At 42.8% G+C, this 16,729-nt stretch carries 11 protein-coding genes; 2 read left to right on the top strand and 9 right to left on the bottom strand.

Features of this window, described 5'->3' with window-relative positions:
- Nucleotides 1–18: 18 nt before the first annotated feature.
- Nucleotides 19–1,632 carry a L,D-transpeptidase family protein gene (locus tag AC1MCB_RS00875; RefSeq protein WP_479966858.1) on the bottom strand — a complete coding sequence of 538 codons (1,614 nt, stop codon included), beginning with the start codon at nt 1,630–1,632 and terminating at the stop codon, nt 19–21.
- Between the two features lie 367 nt (nt 1,633–1,999).
- On the opposite strand from AC1MCB_RS00875, the gene AC1MCB_RS00870 reads away from it, so the two are divergent.
- On the top strand, nt 2,000–2,530 hold the full coding sequence (locus tag AC1MCB_RS00870; protein WP_479966857.1) for a glycosyl-4,4'-diaponeurosporenoate acyltransferase CrtO family protein: 531 nt from the start codon (nt 2,000–2,002) through the stop codon (nt 2,528–2,530).
- Nucleotides 2,531–2,780: 250 nt separating this feature from the next.
- On the opposite strand, the gene nagB is transcribed toward AC1MCB_RS00870, so the two are convergent.
- The 7 genes from nagB to AC1MCB_RS00835 all read right to left on the bottom strand — a co-directional run bounded on the left by nagB (nt 2,781) and on the right by AC1MCB_RS00835 (nt 12,659).
- The gene (gene nagB, locus AC1MCB_RS00865) at nt 2,781–4,697 is read right to left on the bottom strand and encodes a glucosamine-6-phosphate deaminase (RefSeq protein WP_479966856.1); all 1,917 of its coding nucleotides are present in this window, start codon (nt 4,695–4,697) and stop codon (nt 2,781–2,783) included.
- Nucleotides 4,698–4,764: 67 nt separating this feature from the next.
- Complete coding sequence (locus AC1MCB_RS00860; protein ID WP_479966855.1) at nt 4,765–6,183, bottom strand: glycoside hydrolase family 125 protein; 1,419 nt, start codon at nt 6,181–6,183, stop codon at nt 4,765–4,767.
- A 13-nt stretch (nt 6,184–6,196) separates the two neighbouring features.
- Nucleotides 6,197–7,546, bottom strand: coding sequence for a sugar MFS transporter (locus AC1MCB_RS00855; protein WP_479966854.1), 1,350 nt, complete (start codon nt 7,544–7,546; stop codon nt 6,197–6,199).
- A 36-nt stretch (nt 7,547–7,582) separates the two neighbouring features.
- Nucleotides 7,583–9,463 carry a beta-N-acetylhexosaminidase gene (locus tag AC1MCB_RS00850; RefSeq protein WP_479966853.1) on the bottom strand — a complete coding sequence of 627 codons (1,881 nt, stop codon included), beginning with the start codon at nt 9,461–9,463 and terminating at the stop codon, nt 7,583–7,585.
- Between the two features lie 10 nt (nt 9,464–9,473).
- On the bottom strand, nt 9,474–10,127 hold the full coding sequence (locus AC1MCB_RS00845; protein WP_479966852.1) for a carbohydrate-binding family 9-like protein: 654 nt from the start codon (nt 10,125–10,127) through the stop codon (nt 9,474–9,476).
- A 152-nt stretch (nt 10,128–10,279) separates the two neighbouring features.
- On the bottom strand, nt 10,280–11,335 hold the full coding sequence (locus AC1MCB_RS00840; RefSeq protein WP_479966851.1) for a substrate-binding domain-containing protein: 1,056 nt from the start codon (nt 11,333–11,335) through the stop codon (nt 10,280–10,282).
- Between the two features lie 232 nt (nt 11,336–11,567).
- On the bottom strand, nt 11,568–12,659 hold the full coding sequence (locus AC1MCB_RS00835; protein WP_479966850.1) for a phosphoglyceromutase: 1,092 nt from the start codon (nt 12,657–12,659) through the stop codon (nt 11,568–11,570).
- A 239-nt stretch (nt 12,660–12,898) separates the two neighbouring features.
- Here AC1MCB_RS00835 and AC1MCB_RS00830 point away from each other — a divergent pair, with 239 nt between their 5' ends.
- The gene (locus tag AC1MCB_RS00830; RefSeq protein WP_479966849.1) at nt 12,899–14,746 is read left to right on the top strand and encodes an alpha-L-fucosidase; all 1,848 of its coding nucleotides are present in this window, start codon (nt 12,899–12,901) and stop codon (nt 14,744–14,746) included.
- 235 nt (nt 14,747–14,981) lie between these two features.
- On the opposite strand, the gene AC1MCB_RS00825 is transcribed toward AC1MCB_RS00830, so the two are convergent.
- A complete protein-coding gene (locus tag AC1MCB_RS00825) occupies nt 14,982–16,619 on the bottom strand; it encodes a glycoside hydrolase family 31 protein (protein ID WP_479966848.1) in 1,638 nt (545 codons plus the stop codon).
- Between the last annotated feature and the right edge of the window lie 110 nt (nt 16,620–16,729).

The following is a 16,729-nucleotide window of genomic DNA, read 5'->3' as shown; positions in this document are numbered from 1 at the left end:
ACTGAATGGTTTACTTTGCTATTTGTCTGCAGCAAATAACAACTCCGCCATCTTTTGGTCGTGCCCGTAAACATCATTTCTGAAATTTAGCAATCCGTCTCTATCTACCCAGGCGGTGAAATAGGTTATGACTACAGGTACAGGGTCCTTTAGTTTAACCCACTTTTCTTTAGATGCATTCATAGCTTTCCTGATATTTTCAGGAGTCCACTCAGGCTGGTTTTTTAAAAGGTAAATGGCTAGCTTTTCGGGTTGCGATATGCGGATACATCCGTGGCTAAACATTCGGCTCTGTTCTTTAAAAAGCGATTTTGTCGGCGTATCGTGAAAATAAATATTGTAGGCATTGGGAAAGATGAATTTAACCTTCCCTAATGAATTGCCTGCACCGGGTTTCTGACGAATAACCGGCAGCCCTCCGCTGAAGCCAATCTGCTCCATATTCTTTGACTGCAAATAGTTTCCATTTCTTCGAATTTCCGGCAGTATTTCATTCTTCACGATACTTGGCGGGATATTCCAATAGGGACAGAAGACCACTTGTTTCAGCATCTCATTGAAAATAATCGTCCGGTTGGCGGCCTTCCCAACAATAATATCCATACTAAATAACCTTTTGGAATCTTCAAATACATGTAATCGAAACTCCGGAATGTTGGCTACAATAAAATTTCCGGGCCGTTCCTTTGGCATCCATCGCATCCTTTCCATATTGATCAACATTTGCTTTATCCTGAAATTGATTGGGATGTTACACATCTCAATAAAAGCTGCATCAATGTTGCCGTGTTGATTGAGCCCATGCCGCTTTTGAAACTGCTTTACCGCAATAGCAAACTCAATATTAAACTTACTTGTGGTATCTTCAGACTGGTAATCCTTTAATGCAATTAGTTTCTTCTTTATTGGCGGGAGAAAGGAAGAGCTATCTCCCATTTTAAGGATTTGATTTTTGGCTAGTTGGATCTCCCGCTGAGGGTCCGCTTGTTCGAGTGAATAATAGTCTTTGAGCTTATCCCTTAATAGTCCGTATTGGCGATTTAAGGGCTCCCAAGTCTCCAGACGTTGACCTTTATTTGATATAAGCGAGTCAAGCAGTTCAATCTCATTAACTTTTTTTCTTGGTATATGCCATTGGAGTTCTTCTGGATTAACCCTTCCGGCATAAGCGTGTTCAACGTATTTAAAGAAGTGTAAGGTTAGCTGGAGTTCCGTATTAACTAGTTGAGTATCGGATTCATGAATAGGCACATCTTCATCAATGAATTTCATGACCATTTTTGACAGACTTGAATCTGAAAGCAAGCTGTCTTTAGAAAATGAGACATAATTTTGCTGAAGGTTCCAGAATGCCCGGGCTTGCTCTGCCAGTCCAGCTTTATTAAACCAGGCGTATTGATAGTTCCTGCTGTTGTAAAAATTCCTTAGCCTAGATGCATTATCATCATCGGCGAGTTCGGACATAATGTAATTCGCCAGCGCCATGCTGTCCAGAAAGAGCTCAGAGTAAGAATTGCTTTTAGTTATGGTTGTATCCCTTTTAATTTCAGCAATAGTGCTGCCTTTTCCTTTGCAGCCTGTTACAAAAAATTGAAGTAAGAATAAGAATATGAGAAGGTAAACCTTTTTCATAGCAAAGGATCAGGGTACTACAATTACTAAGCGAGGTATATGAGGTGAAACGTTTCCAATACTTCGGTAGCAAATTTAACTATCATAAAAGCTAAAGTTATGCTAAAAATACACCGATTAAAATGACTTCCATCACCCGATGCAGCTGCCAATTCGGAGACTAGAAATGCAACCCCAGGACAATTCTGTTCTTCCACTAGCTAGTTTAATTAACGATAGCTACCAATTGAGATGTCTTTTAAAGTTTATGATTGCGGTAAGCATGTGGTTAATAAAGCGCTTTACTCAATATTTATGGATTGAAATAGCCAAATTTGGGTTGCCTTAGCTAATTGAAAAAGATTGCATCCTTTGAATTGAGTATCACATGAACTTGAAACAAACAGTTGCCATTTATAACACAGTACCCAATACTATTTGGTCAATTCTGAACTTTTTACCGGTTTCAATATTTTGCTACAAGTTTGTTGAGCTAACCTATTTGCTGCTTTATTTATCGATCAGCCTCCTAACAGTACTTCTCCCTGGGGCTTTTTTTGGAAGAATTCATTTAAGCGAGAAAATCAGCTTCTACAAAAAGCTGGGTGTACACTGGATTAATAAGTTCACTCAGAACGGTGAAATTATCAATCGGCTGGTAAGGAAAAGGTTCCCCGAATATAGACTGGTTTCCCGTAAGCAACTCGCCATTAGCAAACTTGTAGGTCAAACATACATGTTCGAGAAGTTCCATTTTCTGCTGTTTATATTTTTTTCTCTAATAATGGCTATAGCTCTTGTAATGAATGCGTTTGGGTGGGCGTTAATTATCGCGATAACCAACATCATTTACAATGTATATCCAGGCATGTTGCAGCAATATATCGGACTCAAATTATTGAATTTTCAAAGGAATTAGATGTAAAAGATGTAAGGTTTATTGTGAGGAAGAAATTTACAGATCGCATTGCATTATTATGAGTAGTTTTTTTGGATGGCTCTGTTGATGTATCGGTTTACTGGTCGTAACTTGCCTTGCCTACAGTCTTAAACAACAGAAGCCTTCTTTTCGGAAGGCTTTCTGTTATTAATGTGGCTGCTTACAAATAAATTTCAACAGACTATCGCTAAAATTTCAACTTGTTAAGTGAATCTGGTAATGTTTTTATTTAAAACTTATACCGCACGAAAGCTTCCATTGCTTCATATTCGGCCATGCCGAGCTTGTCATAAGCCCGGGCGGTCTCGCGTGTCCGGTCTTCGGCCCGTACCCAGAACTCGCGGGCATCATCGCCCGGAAACACAGGCCGGTCTTTCTGCGACTGGTGTTTAAAGATGGCAAAGCGCTTGCGTTCAACCTCCTGCGGCGAGAGCGGTACGGCCATCTCGATTTCATGAGTTTCGAATTCGTGCCAGGCGCCGCGGTACATCCACAGCCAGCAATCCTGAATCCAGGGCTCGTCTTTTAAGCGCGCCAGGGCCTGCAGAATGATGTCAAAACAAACCTTGTGCGTGCCATGGGGATCGGCAAAGTCACCCGCGGCAAAGATCTGGTGGGGCTTGACCTTTTGCAGCAGGTCTACCGTCATCTGGATATCGGTTTCGCTGACCGGGTTTTTCTGGCTTTTCCCTTTTTCGTAAAAAGGCAGGGCCATGAAGTGGATCCGCTCATCGCACAGGCCGGCATAGCGGGCTCCGCTGATGGCTTCGCCCTTGCGGATCAGGCCCTTGACCGTTTGAATCTCTTTGGTGTCGATCTGGTTGGGCTGCTTGCTTTCGATAAAGGAGCGCATGCCGGCGTACAGCTCTTTTAGTTTGGTGGTGTCCAGGTCAATGGCCTCACTGAAATCGGTCACGAACTCGACAAAGCGTAACACCTCGTCGTCCCAGACAGCCGTATTGCCGGAGGTCTGGTAGGCCACATGCACTTCGTGCCCCTGGTCGACCAGGCGAATAAAGGTGCCCCCCATCGAGATGACGTCATCGTCCGGGTGCGGCGAAAAGATGATCACCCGCTTGTGATCCGGCAGGGCACGTTCAGGACGCTGGCTATCGTCGGCGTGAGCCTTGCCGCCCGGCCAGCCGGTGATGGTGTGCTGCACCTTATTGAATATATGAATGTTGATTTGGTAAACGGGACCTTTCTCGGTGGCCAGTTCGGCCATGCCATGGTTGTTGTAATCTTCTTCGGTCAGTTTCAGGATGGGCTTATTCAGGTAATTGGAGAGCCAGATGACCGCCTTTTTGATCAGCGGATCGGTCCAGGTGCAGTCCTTGACCAGCCATGGGGTATCAAATCGCGTCAGTTCGGAAGCGGCATCCTGATCCAGCACAAACTCCACGCTTTCCGACAACTGCAGGTAGGTGGCCGGTACGTCCGAAGAGATCTCCCCTTCCACTGCCTTTTTGATGATGGTTGCTTTCTTGGCATTCCAGGCCATCAGGATGATCTGCCGTGCCTTGAAAATGGTGCCGATGCCCATGGTGATGGCCTTGGTCGGCACGTTGGCTTTACCGCCAAAGTCGCGCGAGGCATCCCGCCGGGTCAGGTCGTCCAGGGTCACCAGGCGGGTGCCCGAGTTGGGCGCCGAGCCGGGTTCGTTAAAGCCGATGTGTCCGGTACGGCCAATCCCCAGGATCTGCAGATCCAGCCCTCCGTAGGAAGTGATCTTCTTTTCATAGTCGAGGCAGTAAGCCGGGATGTCTTCCAGCTTCAAAGTGCCGTCCGGAATATGGACGTTGGCCATATCGATATCAATATGGTTGAACAGGTTTTCCTTCATGAAGGTCACGTAGCTCTGCGGCGAGTTGGGCCGCATCGGAAAGTATTCGTCCAGGTTGAAGGTCACCACGTTACGAAAACTTAAGCCTTCTTCGCGGTGCAGGCGAACCAATTCCTCGTACATCCCGATGGGCGTGACCCCGGTAGCCAGGCCCAGCACGGCATTTTCACCGGCTGCTTGTTTGCGAATGATCAGATCGGCAATGCGCCGGGCCACCCGGCGGGCGGCAATGTGCTGATCGGGAAAAACGGTTACAGGTAATTTCTCAAAGCGGGTTTCTTCCAGCAGATTTAAACGGGCCATATCAAATTAGGGTATTATAATAAATAATTAAAAACATCTTAAAATTTAATCAGTCACTCCAAAATAATCAGCTTTGCAAGCAGTGAGGTTTTTCCTGAAGGGTTTTCCATAAAAACTCCCCGAATAAAGTATTAGCCCACGCGAACCATGCCCGGGTAAACTTTTTAGGATCGTCTTTATGAAAGGATTCATGCATAAAACCAGTGCCTCCATGAACATTCTTAAGAGTTTGGATGCACGACTTTATTTCTTCGTCATTACTACTGGTTAAACCACGCGTAGTTATTCCGATGGGCCATATTAGGTCTAAGCCGGTATGAGGACTTCCAAGGCCGTCAGCGGCTTTTCCTTTAAAATAGAATGGGTTATTCTGAGAAAGAACCAGTTTCCGAGTATTTATATAAACAGGGTCTATGTTCTGAACAGCATCCAGATAAGGAAGAGATAGCAGACTGGGAATGTTAGCATCGTCCATCAAACTGAAACTTCCGTAACCATTCACCTCGAAAGCATATACCTTACCGAAATCCTGGTGGTTGATGATACCGTACTTTGCTATGGCCTGATCTACCTCTTGCGCCAATGCGCTCAATTCGCTCGCTAGTTCTTCATCCCGGGAAATTTCCCTAATCATTATAGAAGCCTGCTTAAGGCTTACTACAGCAAATAAGTTTGATGGAATTAGAAACGGAAAAATTGCAGCATCGTCACTCGGCCTGAAAATAGAACAGATAAGACCCACAGGCTTTACAGGATAACCATAGCCTGCAAGTGGAACTCCATCCGTTGCCCATGCCGTAGTCCGCTGGAATTTATATGGCCCCTGGTTCGTTTTACGCTGTTGCTCTATAAACACCTTTAGAGTGCTTGCAATGGCATCTTTCCATTTGCTATCAAAAGGTGCAGTATCGCCAGTTAGTTTCCAGTAATGGTATGCCAGCCTTATGGGATAACATAATGAATCAATTTCCCACTTCCGTTCATGAATGCCCGGTTTCATTTCAGTAAGATCAGACTTCCATTCGCCAACCTTATTTTCATCGTTGTAGAATGCGTTAGCATATGGATCTTTAAGAATGCATTTTGTCTGCCGGTTAATCACTCCGGCTATCAGCTGCTGAAGTGGTTTATCTGACTTGACAAGGCTGAGATAGGGCCATACCTGCGCAGTGCTATCCCGTAGCCACATGGCATCAATGTCGCCGGTTATTACATACGTATCCGGACGACCGTTTTTCATACTGAAAGTAACAGTGGTATCGAGCGTATTAGGGAAACAGTTTTCGAAAAGCCATGTAAGCTCTTGATCCTTTACTTTAGATCTGAATTGTGCTATTGCTTTATCAACTGACTTACTCTGAAACTTCCGTGCAGCTTTAGCCACCCTAACAACCGGAAATTCCGGAGAGGCAGCGAAGGATAATTGGTCTATAAAAAGCCCTGCGCTTAATAAGCCTGCACTTTGAATAAATCTTCTTCTCTTCATTTATAAAACTTTACTAAACTCCTAATTCAGTAACACTTAAAGCCGGCTTTATCCTTGTGGCATCCACTGGAGCAACTTTATGCCCCGCAACAGCATAATATAGAATGTACACATAGCATGGTAACATGCTCCAGAAAAAGGCTGATTGAGGACTCATTGTAGTTTCCAAATAAGCATACACCTGGGGCAGGATGGCTCCGCCAGCAATACCCATAATCAGCAATGCTGATCCGATCTTGGTAAATTTGCCTAAACCTTTAATGGCCATTGGAAATATCGCTGGCCACATCAATGAATTTGCAAGACCCAACAAGGCAATGAATGCGACACTAACAAATCCGGTAGTAAAAAAGGCCGCAATAGTAAACGCTATGCCTACCATGGCACAAATCATTAAGGCAGTTTCCTGCTTGATGTACTTTGGAATTGCAATTATTCCAATTATATAGCCAACAACCATGGATACCAGGGTATAAGAGGTAAAAATCTTGGTCTGATCAAGACTCATTCCTAAAGATTTACCATAGGTGCCGATCACATCACCTGCCATCACTTCAACGCCAACATAAAGGAACAAGCAGACAACGCCGAGAGTAAGATTGCGATACTGGAAAACGTTTGCTTTAGAAGCTACCTTATTGCCGCTTTCATCAATATGGTCTTCATCGGTGTTAATCTCTGGTAATGAAGAAAAACGTATCATAACGGCTAAAAGGATCAGTACCGCAGCCATTATAACGTACGGAAGTATTACCCGATTTGCTAGTGCATCCAACAGCACAGCTTTTTCTGCCGGATCTGTAATTACAAGGACCTGGTCTTCTATGGCCTGAGCACCTTTCAATACTAGGGCGCTTAAAATAAGCGGACTTAACACCCCGGCAACTTTATTGCAAATTCCCATTATGCTGATCCGTTGGGCAGCGCTTTCTATAGGTCCCAACACAGAAATATAAGGATTGGTAGCGGTTTGCAATAATGCAAGACCCATTCCCTGAATGAACAGTCCGGTAAGGAACAGCCCAAATTCTCTGGAGTTAGCCGCCGGGATAAATACCAACGCCCCGACAGCCATAATGAATAGCCCAAGCGACATTCCATTTTTGAACCCGGTGGCCTTCAGAATATATGAGGAAGGAATTGCCAGGAAAAAGTAAGCCATGTAGAATGCAAAAGTCACCAGCAGAGCTTGTGATGTTGTAAGCTCACACGCTAATTGTAAAAATGGGATGAGTGTACCATTCAGCCAGGTTACAAAACCAAAGATAAAAAACAAGACCCCCATAATGATAATAGGATAAAGACTTGTTTTTTGATTTGCAGCTCTTGCTGCACCGGAGCTTGAAAAGGAAGTATTTGCCATTATGCCTAGTAAATAAGGTTAAAGATTAAGATTAGGTTATTTTTCAAAAACCACAGGTTGCGATGACGTTTTACCGATTTGCTGTCCGTTCTTAAATGCTGCCGCTTTAATAGTTGCACTGCGGCGAACTTCAAACGGTTTCTTATATTGCCTTGAGGTCGAAGTTGGTTCAGATCCATCAATTGTATAGAAAATTTGAGGATCGTGAGAGTCGGTTGATAAAGTAACCGTAGCCTTTGACATGGCGGACTCAATAACAATGTTTTGTCTTACATTGTAGGCGCTTTTAGAGTAATTTATTCCTTTTGCTGCATAACGGGCATATTGATCTTCCATTCTCCATTTGAAGTTATTCCAGTCCTTTTGTTCGGGCTGTGTCCAGGCAACTTCGGCTAACGCAGCCATTCTCGGCATCATCATATATTCAGCCTTCTGTGGCGTTGGAATGTATTCAGTCCATAAATTGGCTTGCACACCCTTGATATATTTTGATTCCTCTGCACTTAATTCTTCAGGTGTTGGATCATAAGAATAGACCTTCTCTAACGTAGTGTACCCCCCGATAGCTAAAGGTTCCTGACTTGCCTTACCCTGCAGATGATCGAAGTACAGATGCGAGTTAGGGCTCATCACTACTTCATGATGCTGTTTTGCAGCAGCAATACCACCTTCTGTTCCCCGCCATGACATAACCGCTGCTTTTGGTGCAAGTCCGCCTTCCAAAATTTCATCCCATCCAATAATGCGCTTGTTTTTAGTTAACAGAAAGTTTTCGATCCGCTTGATAAAGTAGCTCTGCAGCTCATGCTCATCCTTTAAACCTTCTGCTTTTATACGAGCCTGGCATTTAGGACATGCTTTCCAGCGTACTTTTGGACTTTCATCACCGCCTATGTGAATAATGGGGCTCGGGAATAGTTCAACAACCTCTGACAGCACATTTTCCAGAAATTTGAAAGTCTCTTCATTTCCTGCACAGTATACATCGTCCAAAACACCCCAGATTTTTCCGACCTTAAACGGTCCTCCGGTGCACGATAGTTCCGGGTAGGATGCCAAAGCAGCTACGGCATGGCCGGGCATTTCAATTTCTGGAACTACGTTTATATAACGGTCTTTTGCATAAGCTACTACATCACGAATTTGCGCCTGAGTATAAAAACCACCGTAGCGCACCGAATCATACTGCGGATTATTACTGTATGCACCTATTAAAGTACCTTCACGCCAGGCACCTGTTTTGGTCAGGTTTGGATATTTTTTGATCTCAATCCGCCAGCCCTGATCTTCTGTTAAATGCCAGTGAAAACTATTCATTTTATGCATCGCCAGATAATCAATAAATTGCTTCACAAAATCAACGGGATAAAAATGCCTGCCTACGTCCAGCATCATTCCACGCCAGCCGTACCTTGGCTTATCTGCTATAGTCACTGCGGGAATGGAAACTTGATTTTGCGCTATACCTGCTGACCCTTTAACCGGCAGGAGCTGGTAGATCGTTTGCATTCCATAAAAAAGACCCTGGGCCGTGTTAGCCTTCAAAACGACTTTTTGCGGATCTGACAGAAGCAAATAACCTTCCGTTAGAAGGCTATCAGGAGCACCCTTTAATGTTAATAGTATTGAGTTCTTAGAATCCGCCGAACCTGTTTTTACCTTCAGGGAATAGCCTGTCACTGATTTTACATGCTCAGCAAGCGTTATAGCGATTCGCTTGAGCTCGGGATTTTTGGGATCAATGTAAATACGTGTTCCAGGTTGGATTACAAAACTTCCTTCAGCCTCCGTTACCCGCAACGGCTGTGGGATTATCGAAACCTTCCGTTGGGAAACGGGGGTTATATCCTGAGCATTCGTCCGAACAGCATGGAGAGCGAGAAAACAAATCAATAATAATAGGTGGTTTCTTTTCATGATTATATATTTACGATTGATGTTGGTCGAAAATTAGAGTGCCAAAGAATTGGGGAAGATGAAAATCAGGTTCTTCAGAATCGATGTTGTTCCAAACCAGGAAATGAGCTTCAGCGAGATCGTCACCACACTTATAGAAATTGGCTTTAAATACTTTTCCATAAACATTGGTAAGGTGATGGAAACAAAACACCGCTACTGGTAAGATAAGGCATAGTTCCCAATAATATTTTTGATCCTTGGAAAGTTGAGGTGCCGCTTTCAGGTATTTTATCTGATGGATCACTTCCAGGGGCAGCATTTTACGGTCTTCCCGCCCCGTTCCAAAGCTTGCGAGGCAAACACCCTCGCTATTAAATTCAAAGTTGTAGTAACTATCGTCACCCTCAAGTGCGATGAAAAACTCGACGCAGCTATCCCGGTAAACCGGTTCATTTGTTTTTGTATAAACAGCTCTTACCTCTTTTTCAGTAACATAATATTTGAGGAAGATCGAATTACCGGAATGGGCTATAGAAAACCGTACTATTGGCTTGTCACTATACTCTCTCCATGGAGCTATGGCGATGTCCTCCCCTGTTTTATGATCAAGAAAATTTGAGACTTGCATTAATGAAGCAGGTGTGTCTTTTAGAGAAAAGTAAGGAACCTGCAGTATTTTCATAAGCTATCCGGCGATGTTTGCTAAGGTTTTATTAATGAGCTAATTGAATATCTGCATTAAAGGCACTAATAACAATGGCACAGACTGTGTGCGCACACAATAATAAATATATTTATCCAAATAGTTGGCATAAAATGTAATTTAATCCGCTATTAAGAAAAGTATTCAAGATTTTCATTAGTTACAATATCCAGCGGCAGAAATTTGACCTTAGAAACTGTCTTCTTAAAAACCAGGTGATCGGTAAGCTGGCTAATTCCCCAGTATCCCTGACCTTCAGGATTTTGATTGATCAAAAAGTTAACAATGCCTTTTCTAAGATATTTTATATTAGGAGGAATAAGGTCATAACCAATTAATTTTAGATGACCAACTTGTGCCGTTTCTAAAAGTTCAGCTATTTTATATGCTTTCGAGGTAGTAACATAAATTGCCGCCAGCTCCGGATTATCCTTCACTAGTTCCATAAAAAGCTTTCTGAAGGAACTGGTGTTTGCGGTGCTCAACTCGGCCCTTATGATCTTGAATTTTTTTGTTAAATTGTTTGTTTTGAAATAATCCCGGAAGCCTTCCTCTTTTTTCTGAAGATGAGCCGAGTTACTAATTTCTTCATCAAAATGTGCAACCAAAACTGTACACGGAGCCGACTGACCGTAGCTTACCAACTTTCCTGCTAACAGTCCGCTTTGATAGGAATCCTGTCCGATAAAGCTAAGTGGGCTGTAGTCTTCAATCTGCGTATTAAATAAAATGAAGGGGATATTCTTCTTATTCCATTCCTCGAAGAATGGTAAAGCTTCACGATAAAAAATTGGGGCAACCAGTATTCCGGCAGGATTAGAAGCAGTTACCTCAACAGCCTTTTGAACAAATGACTCAGGTTGATATGAATTGAAGAGAAATTTTTGAACTCTTATACCATATTGGCCAACCTCTTTTTCTGCCTTTTCTATTCCAACCTTAGGTGCCAGCCAATAGGAATCAAAGAATGGGTCGGGTATAAGAGCGGAAAGCGTATGAATTTTGTTAGCACCCAGGGCTCTTGCGATCATGTTTGGCTGATAATCAAGATCCTCAATTATCTGCAACACCCGTTCACGCACCTCTACTGCCACATTACCCCGGTTATGAATGACCCGATCTACGGTGCCGGTAGAAACCCTGGCTTTTTCGGCAATATCTTTAATGCGTATGATTTTATCTGACATGGATAACAAATTGGATTCTGCTAGTGTGTGCGGACACAATTTATAAATTGTTTTTAAATTAAGCTTCGTTTATAAAAATTAATCAAGCATTAAGATTTCAGATCCAATTGATGATTACCCGGCAGTGGAAATGCGGAATCAAAAGAGCTCAGCAGCCTCATATAGGACGAAATATCTAAAAGAACTTAGATAAAAAACCCCGGCAATAAATACCGCCAGGTAGAATCAGCCGTCATCTTATATCTACAGCCGGAGAGACCGGGTGATCCGCTTTGAATTCTAAGCCAAACATGATAGCTATTGTTTGGGCAAGTTGCTGCTGATAAAGTTGCATATCCTGTTTTACCTCACCTTTGGCAATAATCTCCGGACCTATTACAGCAAACCAAGTTTCACTTGCGCCAGAGATGTTACTGCCATGATCGGTCCACTGACTTTTGTTCTTATCTCCTCGTCCATGATCGACACTAATCAACATGGCCGTTTTGTTTTTGTAATTTGGGGTCTTCTGAATATAGCTCCAAATATCAGCCAACCATTTATCCACCTGGTGTGCGGCATCGAGATAAGACTTGTATTGCCCTGCATGAGCCCACTCATCGGTTTCACCGTAAGCTATGTAGAGAACTTTAGGATGTTTAGTCCGCATGTACTCCATCGCTGCATTATGAGTAAAAACATCCAGGCACTCCGCCTCACCCCACGGCTTATAGCTGTCGGCAAGCATTTTATTGAGGAGTTGTTCCCGCCTGGTGGGAGATTTCCCTCCTGTTGGGTCAAAAGCTGAAACAACTGGAAACCCGGCTCTCTCTTCATTTAAGATGCGGTCAAACGCATTCCACGCACCAAATGCTGCTATCTTGTTCTTAAATTTAGGACGCCCATGTAAAAACTCCAATACTGTGAGATGTGGATTACTTTTATAACTGTTTGAATTTATCTTAGGATCTGCATAACCGGTAAAAAGCTCGCTATATCCTGGATAGGAAAACCAATGCGGATTTGCATTATTAACCCTATTGTTAAACTGGCGATTGCCGTAGATCTGCCCGCTTTTTGCAACAGTTTCCCAAAGAAAAGGAAGTAATTTTCTTCTGCTCTCATCAGGAGATGCTGCTCCGTATTTTTGATAGATGTAACTGCTGTCGCCCTGGTTGTATTTCTTTTCATCAACAATAACCGAATCCATACCTTTAAATACTTCCTGCCACCGTAAACCATCCGTAGTGATAATGATGAGATTTTCAATCTTGTTCTGTGCCCGAACCTCAGATACGTGAATTAAGAATAATAGTAAGACGAGATAATACTTTGATTGTGTCATTTGCTCAGATTAATGTTAAGGTTTTTTCCATTAATAAGTTTTCGAACTAATATAGATAAGTTTTCGAACTATGGTCAATTAACATACTCCAAGATTTTGCTGGCCGATTTAAAGAAATCACAAACTCTGTGCGCGCACACATTATTCAAGTTTTTTCCAGCTCGCTTGAAAATTTATAGATATGTTTGAATCAGGAACGAGGTCAATCTAAAGACCTAAGAAATTAATCCTAATGCGATATGAAATTAAATTCTAAGACCCTCATTTTTTCTATTCTTCTCTTTATAGCTATGCCTTCTTTTTCTCAAAAGACCGAGTCCTCCAAAATGGACTGGTTTGAAGATGCCCGGCTTGGCATATTCGTTCACTGGGGAATTTATAGTGTCAACGGCATTCCTGAATCATGGGCTTTTTTCAATAATTACATTAGCCATGACGATTACATGAAACAGTTAAACGGTTTTACAGCTAAGAATTATAATCCGGAAGAGTGGGCGCAACTGATCAAAGAGAGTGGTGCTGGATATGCAGTGATCACTTCAAGACATCATGACGGTGTTTCTTTATGGGACAGCAAAATGGGAGGCATCAACACGAAACAACATACGCCGGCAAAAAGCGATGTATTGACGCCTTTCGTTAAGGCTTTACGTCAGCAAAAGCTAAAGACCGGGATCTATTACTCACTTCCGGATTGGAGTCATTCTGACTATGACGTTTTTACCAAGATTAAAAAACGCTATGACATTACAGCTGAGCCCAAACGATGGAACAGATATTTAAATTATTACCAGGGTCAGCTTAAAGAACTTTCCAGTCGTTACAATCCTGATCTCTACTGGTTTGACGGTGATTGGGAACACAGCGCTGAAGAATGGCAGGCCCCTGAGGTACAAAAGCTGCTGCAGAAATATAATAAGGATGTTATTGTTAATTCTCGTCTGAAAGGTTATGGAGACTATTCTACCCCCGAACAGGGAGTTCCGGTTGTTAAACCGGCAGATAAATATTGGGAGCTCTGTTTAACAATGAATGATTCATGGGGATATCAGCAACATGACCGTAATTACAAGACGCCAAACCAGATCATCCGGATATTTATTGACTGCATCAGCAACGGGGGAAACTTATTGTTAGACATTGGGCCGAAGCCTGATGGTACTATTCCCGATGAACAAGTGAACATACTAAAAGAACTAGGGCGGTGGAACAAAAAACATGCGGAGGCCGTTTTTGGAACCAGAGCTGGGATCGCACAAAATAATTTCCACGGGAAAACTACGGTGAGCGCAGATGGCAAGACGATCTATCTTTTTGTTGAGACCGTACCTTCAGGCCCTGTCCAGATTAAAAACTTACAATCATCTCCAAAATCAGTAAAGGTAATTGGCAGCAATAGAAAGCTCGATTATAAAAGTGATAAAGAGATGGGTATCATCAGTATCGATATTCGCACGGAAGATCTGGATACGGTAGCAACCGTTATCGCACTTCAGTTTGATCAGCCAGCCAAATTTTCTGCTGAGCAACCCACTTTTGCCAATTACAATCAGCTCCTTAAAGATGCCGTGAAAGAATCCGGAAATCCTCCGGCAACACAAATGGTCTATGCATTAGCAGATGACCTATCTGCGGGCAGAAACCCCTTGCACAAGAATTTGATACCCGCGATTGACAAAGCATCCGCAAAAGAGAAAAAGGTACTTGAGCAATTAAACCGCTGGACTGTAAAACATAGTGAAGCAATTGATGAAAGCTTGAAGGCACTTCCGCATGGCTACTACACCGGTCCAAGCACTTTGTCGGCAGACAGGCAAACACTTTACTTATTCGTAGATGGCAAACCAACTGGCCCCATAGCCATCAAAGGGATAAAAAACAAGATTCAGAGGGTTAGGATTGCAGGGAATGGAACATTGTTACCACATCAAATTTTAAATAAGCAATACTGGAGTGAGATTCCCGGCACTTTGTATATCGACATTCCGGAAGATCAGCTAGACCCGGTTATGACGGTCATTGCAGTCCTTCTGGATAAGCCTCTTGATCTTTTTGAGGAAGAAGTTAAACCGATTGAAAGTAACTAATAAAATTCGATACCAAGACAATATAGTTAGTTGGCAACGAAACGAAACCCAGTATTTTCTAACCCCCAGTTGGACGAGGATTCATTTCGAAGTAACCCGGTAGCCTTTCTTTCCAGCTACCTGGGTTAGCGGGTGATACTCTTTACCTTTTATATTGCTTCCCGGACCCTAAGAATGTTGCCAACGGGCTCCAGACGTCCACTCCCATCATTAGAAGCGTTATTTGGGATTCTCTTTATTTTGATACTTGTTTATCTTTGATAAAAACAGGAATCTCTTCCAAACTAACTTTAACCTGATAACTTCTTCCTCCTTTCCATCTTTTATTCTTATAGACCCATCTCCCCGGAGGCAACACAATTGTCCTTTCATTTTTTTCCGAAATCACAGGAGCTACCAATATATCATCGCCAAGCATAAATTCGTCAGTTATCTTCTCATAGCCTCGGTTCGGATAATTATATTCTAATGATCGTAATGCTGGTTCACCATGCTCGGCCGCCCGGCGCAGCACATTCATAATTCGCGGCATCATTTTTTGTCGTAAGGCCACAGCTTCCTGAATAGCATTTAAGTGCAATGAATCTAAGATACGCCAGGGTGCTACAGAAAACTGCATCATCGGCATCATTGCATGCACCTGTGCCGACCGCACCACGAGCTTTTGATTGATTATTGCACCCGGCACAAAGGAATCGATTTGCCCACCGCCAATCATGTCGGGGCATGTAAAGGTATGACCTAACAATTGTTGTGCAATGGTATTTGGAACAAGCATTTGCAAATCGTGCCAATCATGGCTTTTATCGCCCAGGCGTTGTACCAAAGGCTGACCAGCCATCTTCCACATAGCACGGTATTCATTTAGCGGAAATGATAAACCGACCTCAGCCCAGTCTTCTGAATGATCATTAGGCGCTGCTTCCTGATAAGAAAGCAAATTTTTATTGTCGTAGAAATAAGAATCTCCGGCATCAAATTTATAACCGTCCACCCCATATTCTTTTTGGAGGAATTTCAACTTGCTGATAAGCCATTCTTTAGTGTCCGGATTTGTTAAATCAAGGCAAGCAGAATAGCCGTTCCACCACTCAATCAATAGAGGTTTCTTTGCATCTTTCCAAACCTTCTTGTCATCTGATTCATTATTCATTAGCAACAACTTTCTTTTTTGAAGTTCCCTGAAAACTTCGCTGTCGGGTGAGATGAAGGGACTGATCCAGAGCATTACTTTAAACCCTTTCGCCTGTAATGCCGCGATAGTTTTCTTGGGGTCGGGAAATTTATCCTTATTAAAATCGAACTCACCGTAATAGTTACTCCAGTTGTCATCGATCATTAATACACCGGCCGGAAAACCATTCTTCAGTACATTATCTGCATACAATAGTACGTCTTCATGATTTGGGTTGTACTGCAGTTCGATCCATAAATTATATTGAGGAGCGGTTACTAATAAGGAGTCTGGCCAATGGCCAGAGCTGGGAAAGAATCGCTTCGATACAAAACGGTATGAACTGGCAATACTATTACCAGCCTTGCCTAGCAGGATTTTTTCCTTTTGCGATATCACCACCAGGGAATCGTTTTTAAATTGATAGCGAAACGGTTCATCTGACCAAATCCATCGTCCTTTACTAGAAATAAGCATTGGCGAAGATTGATTGCCGGATGCGTCGCCATAGAGGTTATAGGTGAAATTGCTTTTACTATCGAAGGGCATTTTATACCCGTATTGACCTGCCCCGCCCCACCAATTTTCTCCTGATAGCAGCTGTAGCTTAACTGTTTGTTGGGCTTCGGCATTAAATCGCACACTGCATTGTAAAATCAATAAGAGGAGCGAGAAGAGTACTTTTTTAGAGAATAGCATTCTGTTAAATTAGAGAGGTGAGAATACGCTATGACTCCATTGACTCATAAGCATATATTGATATTCAAATATTTGCATGGTTGATAATAGCGGTTAGCCAGCCAGGCATT

This window comes from Daejeonella sp. AP26 (genome assembly GCF_056680515.1).
Note: the sequence above shows the minus strand (reverse complement) of the source record. Positions and strands in the feature narration are given on the sequence as shown.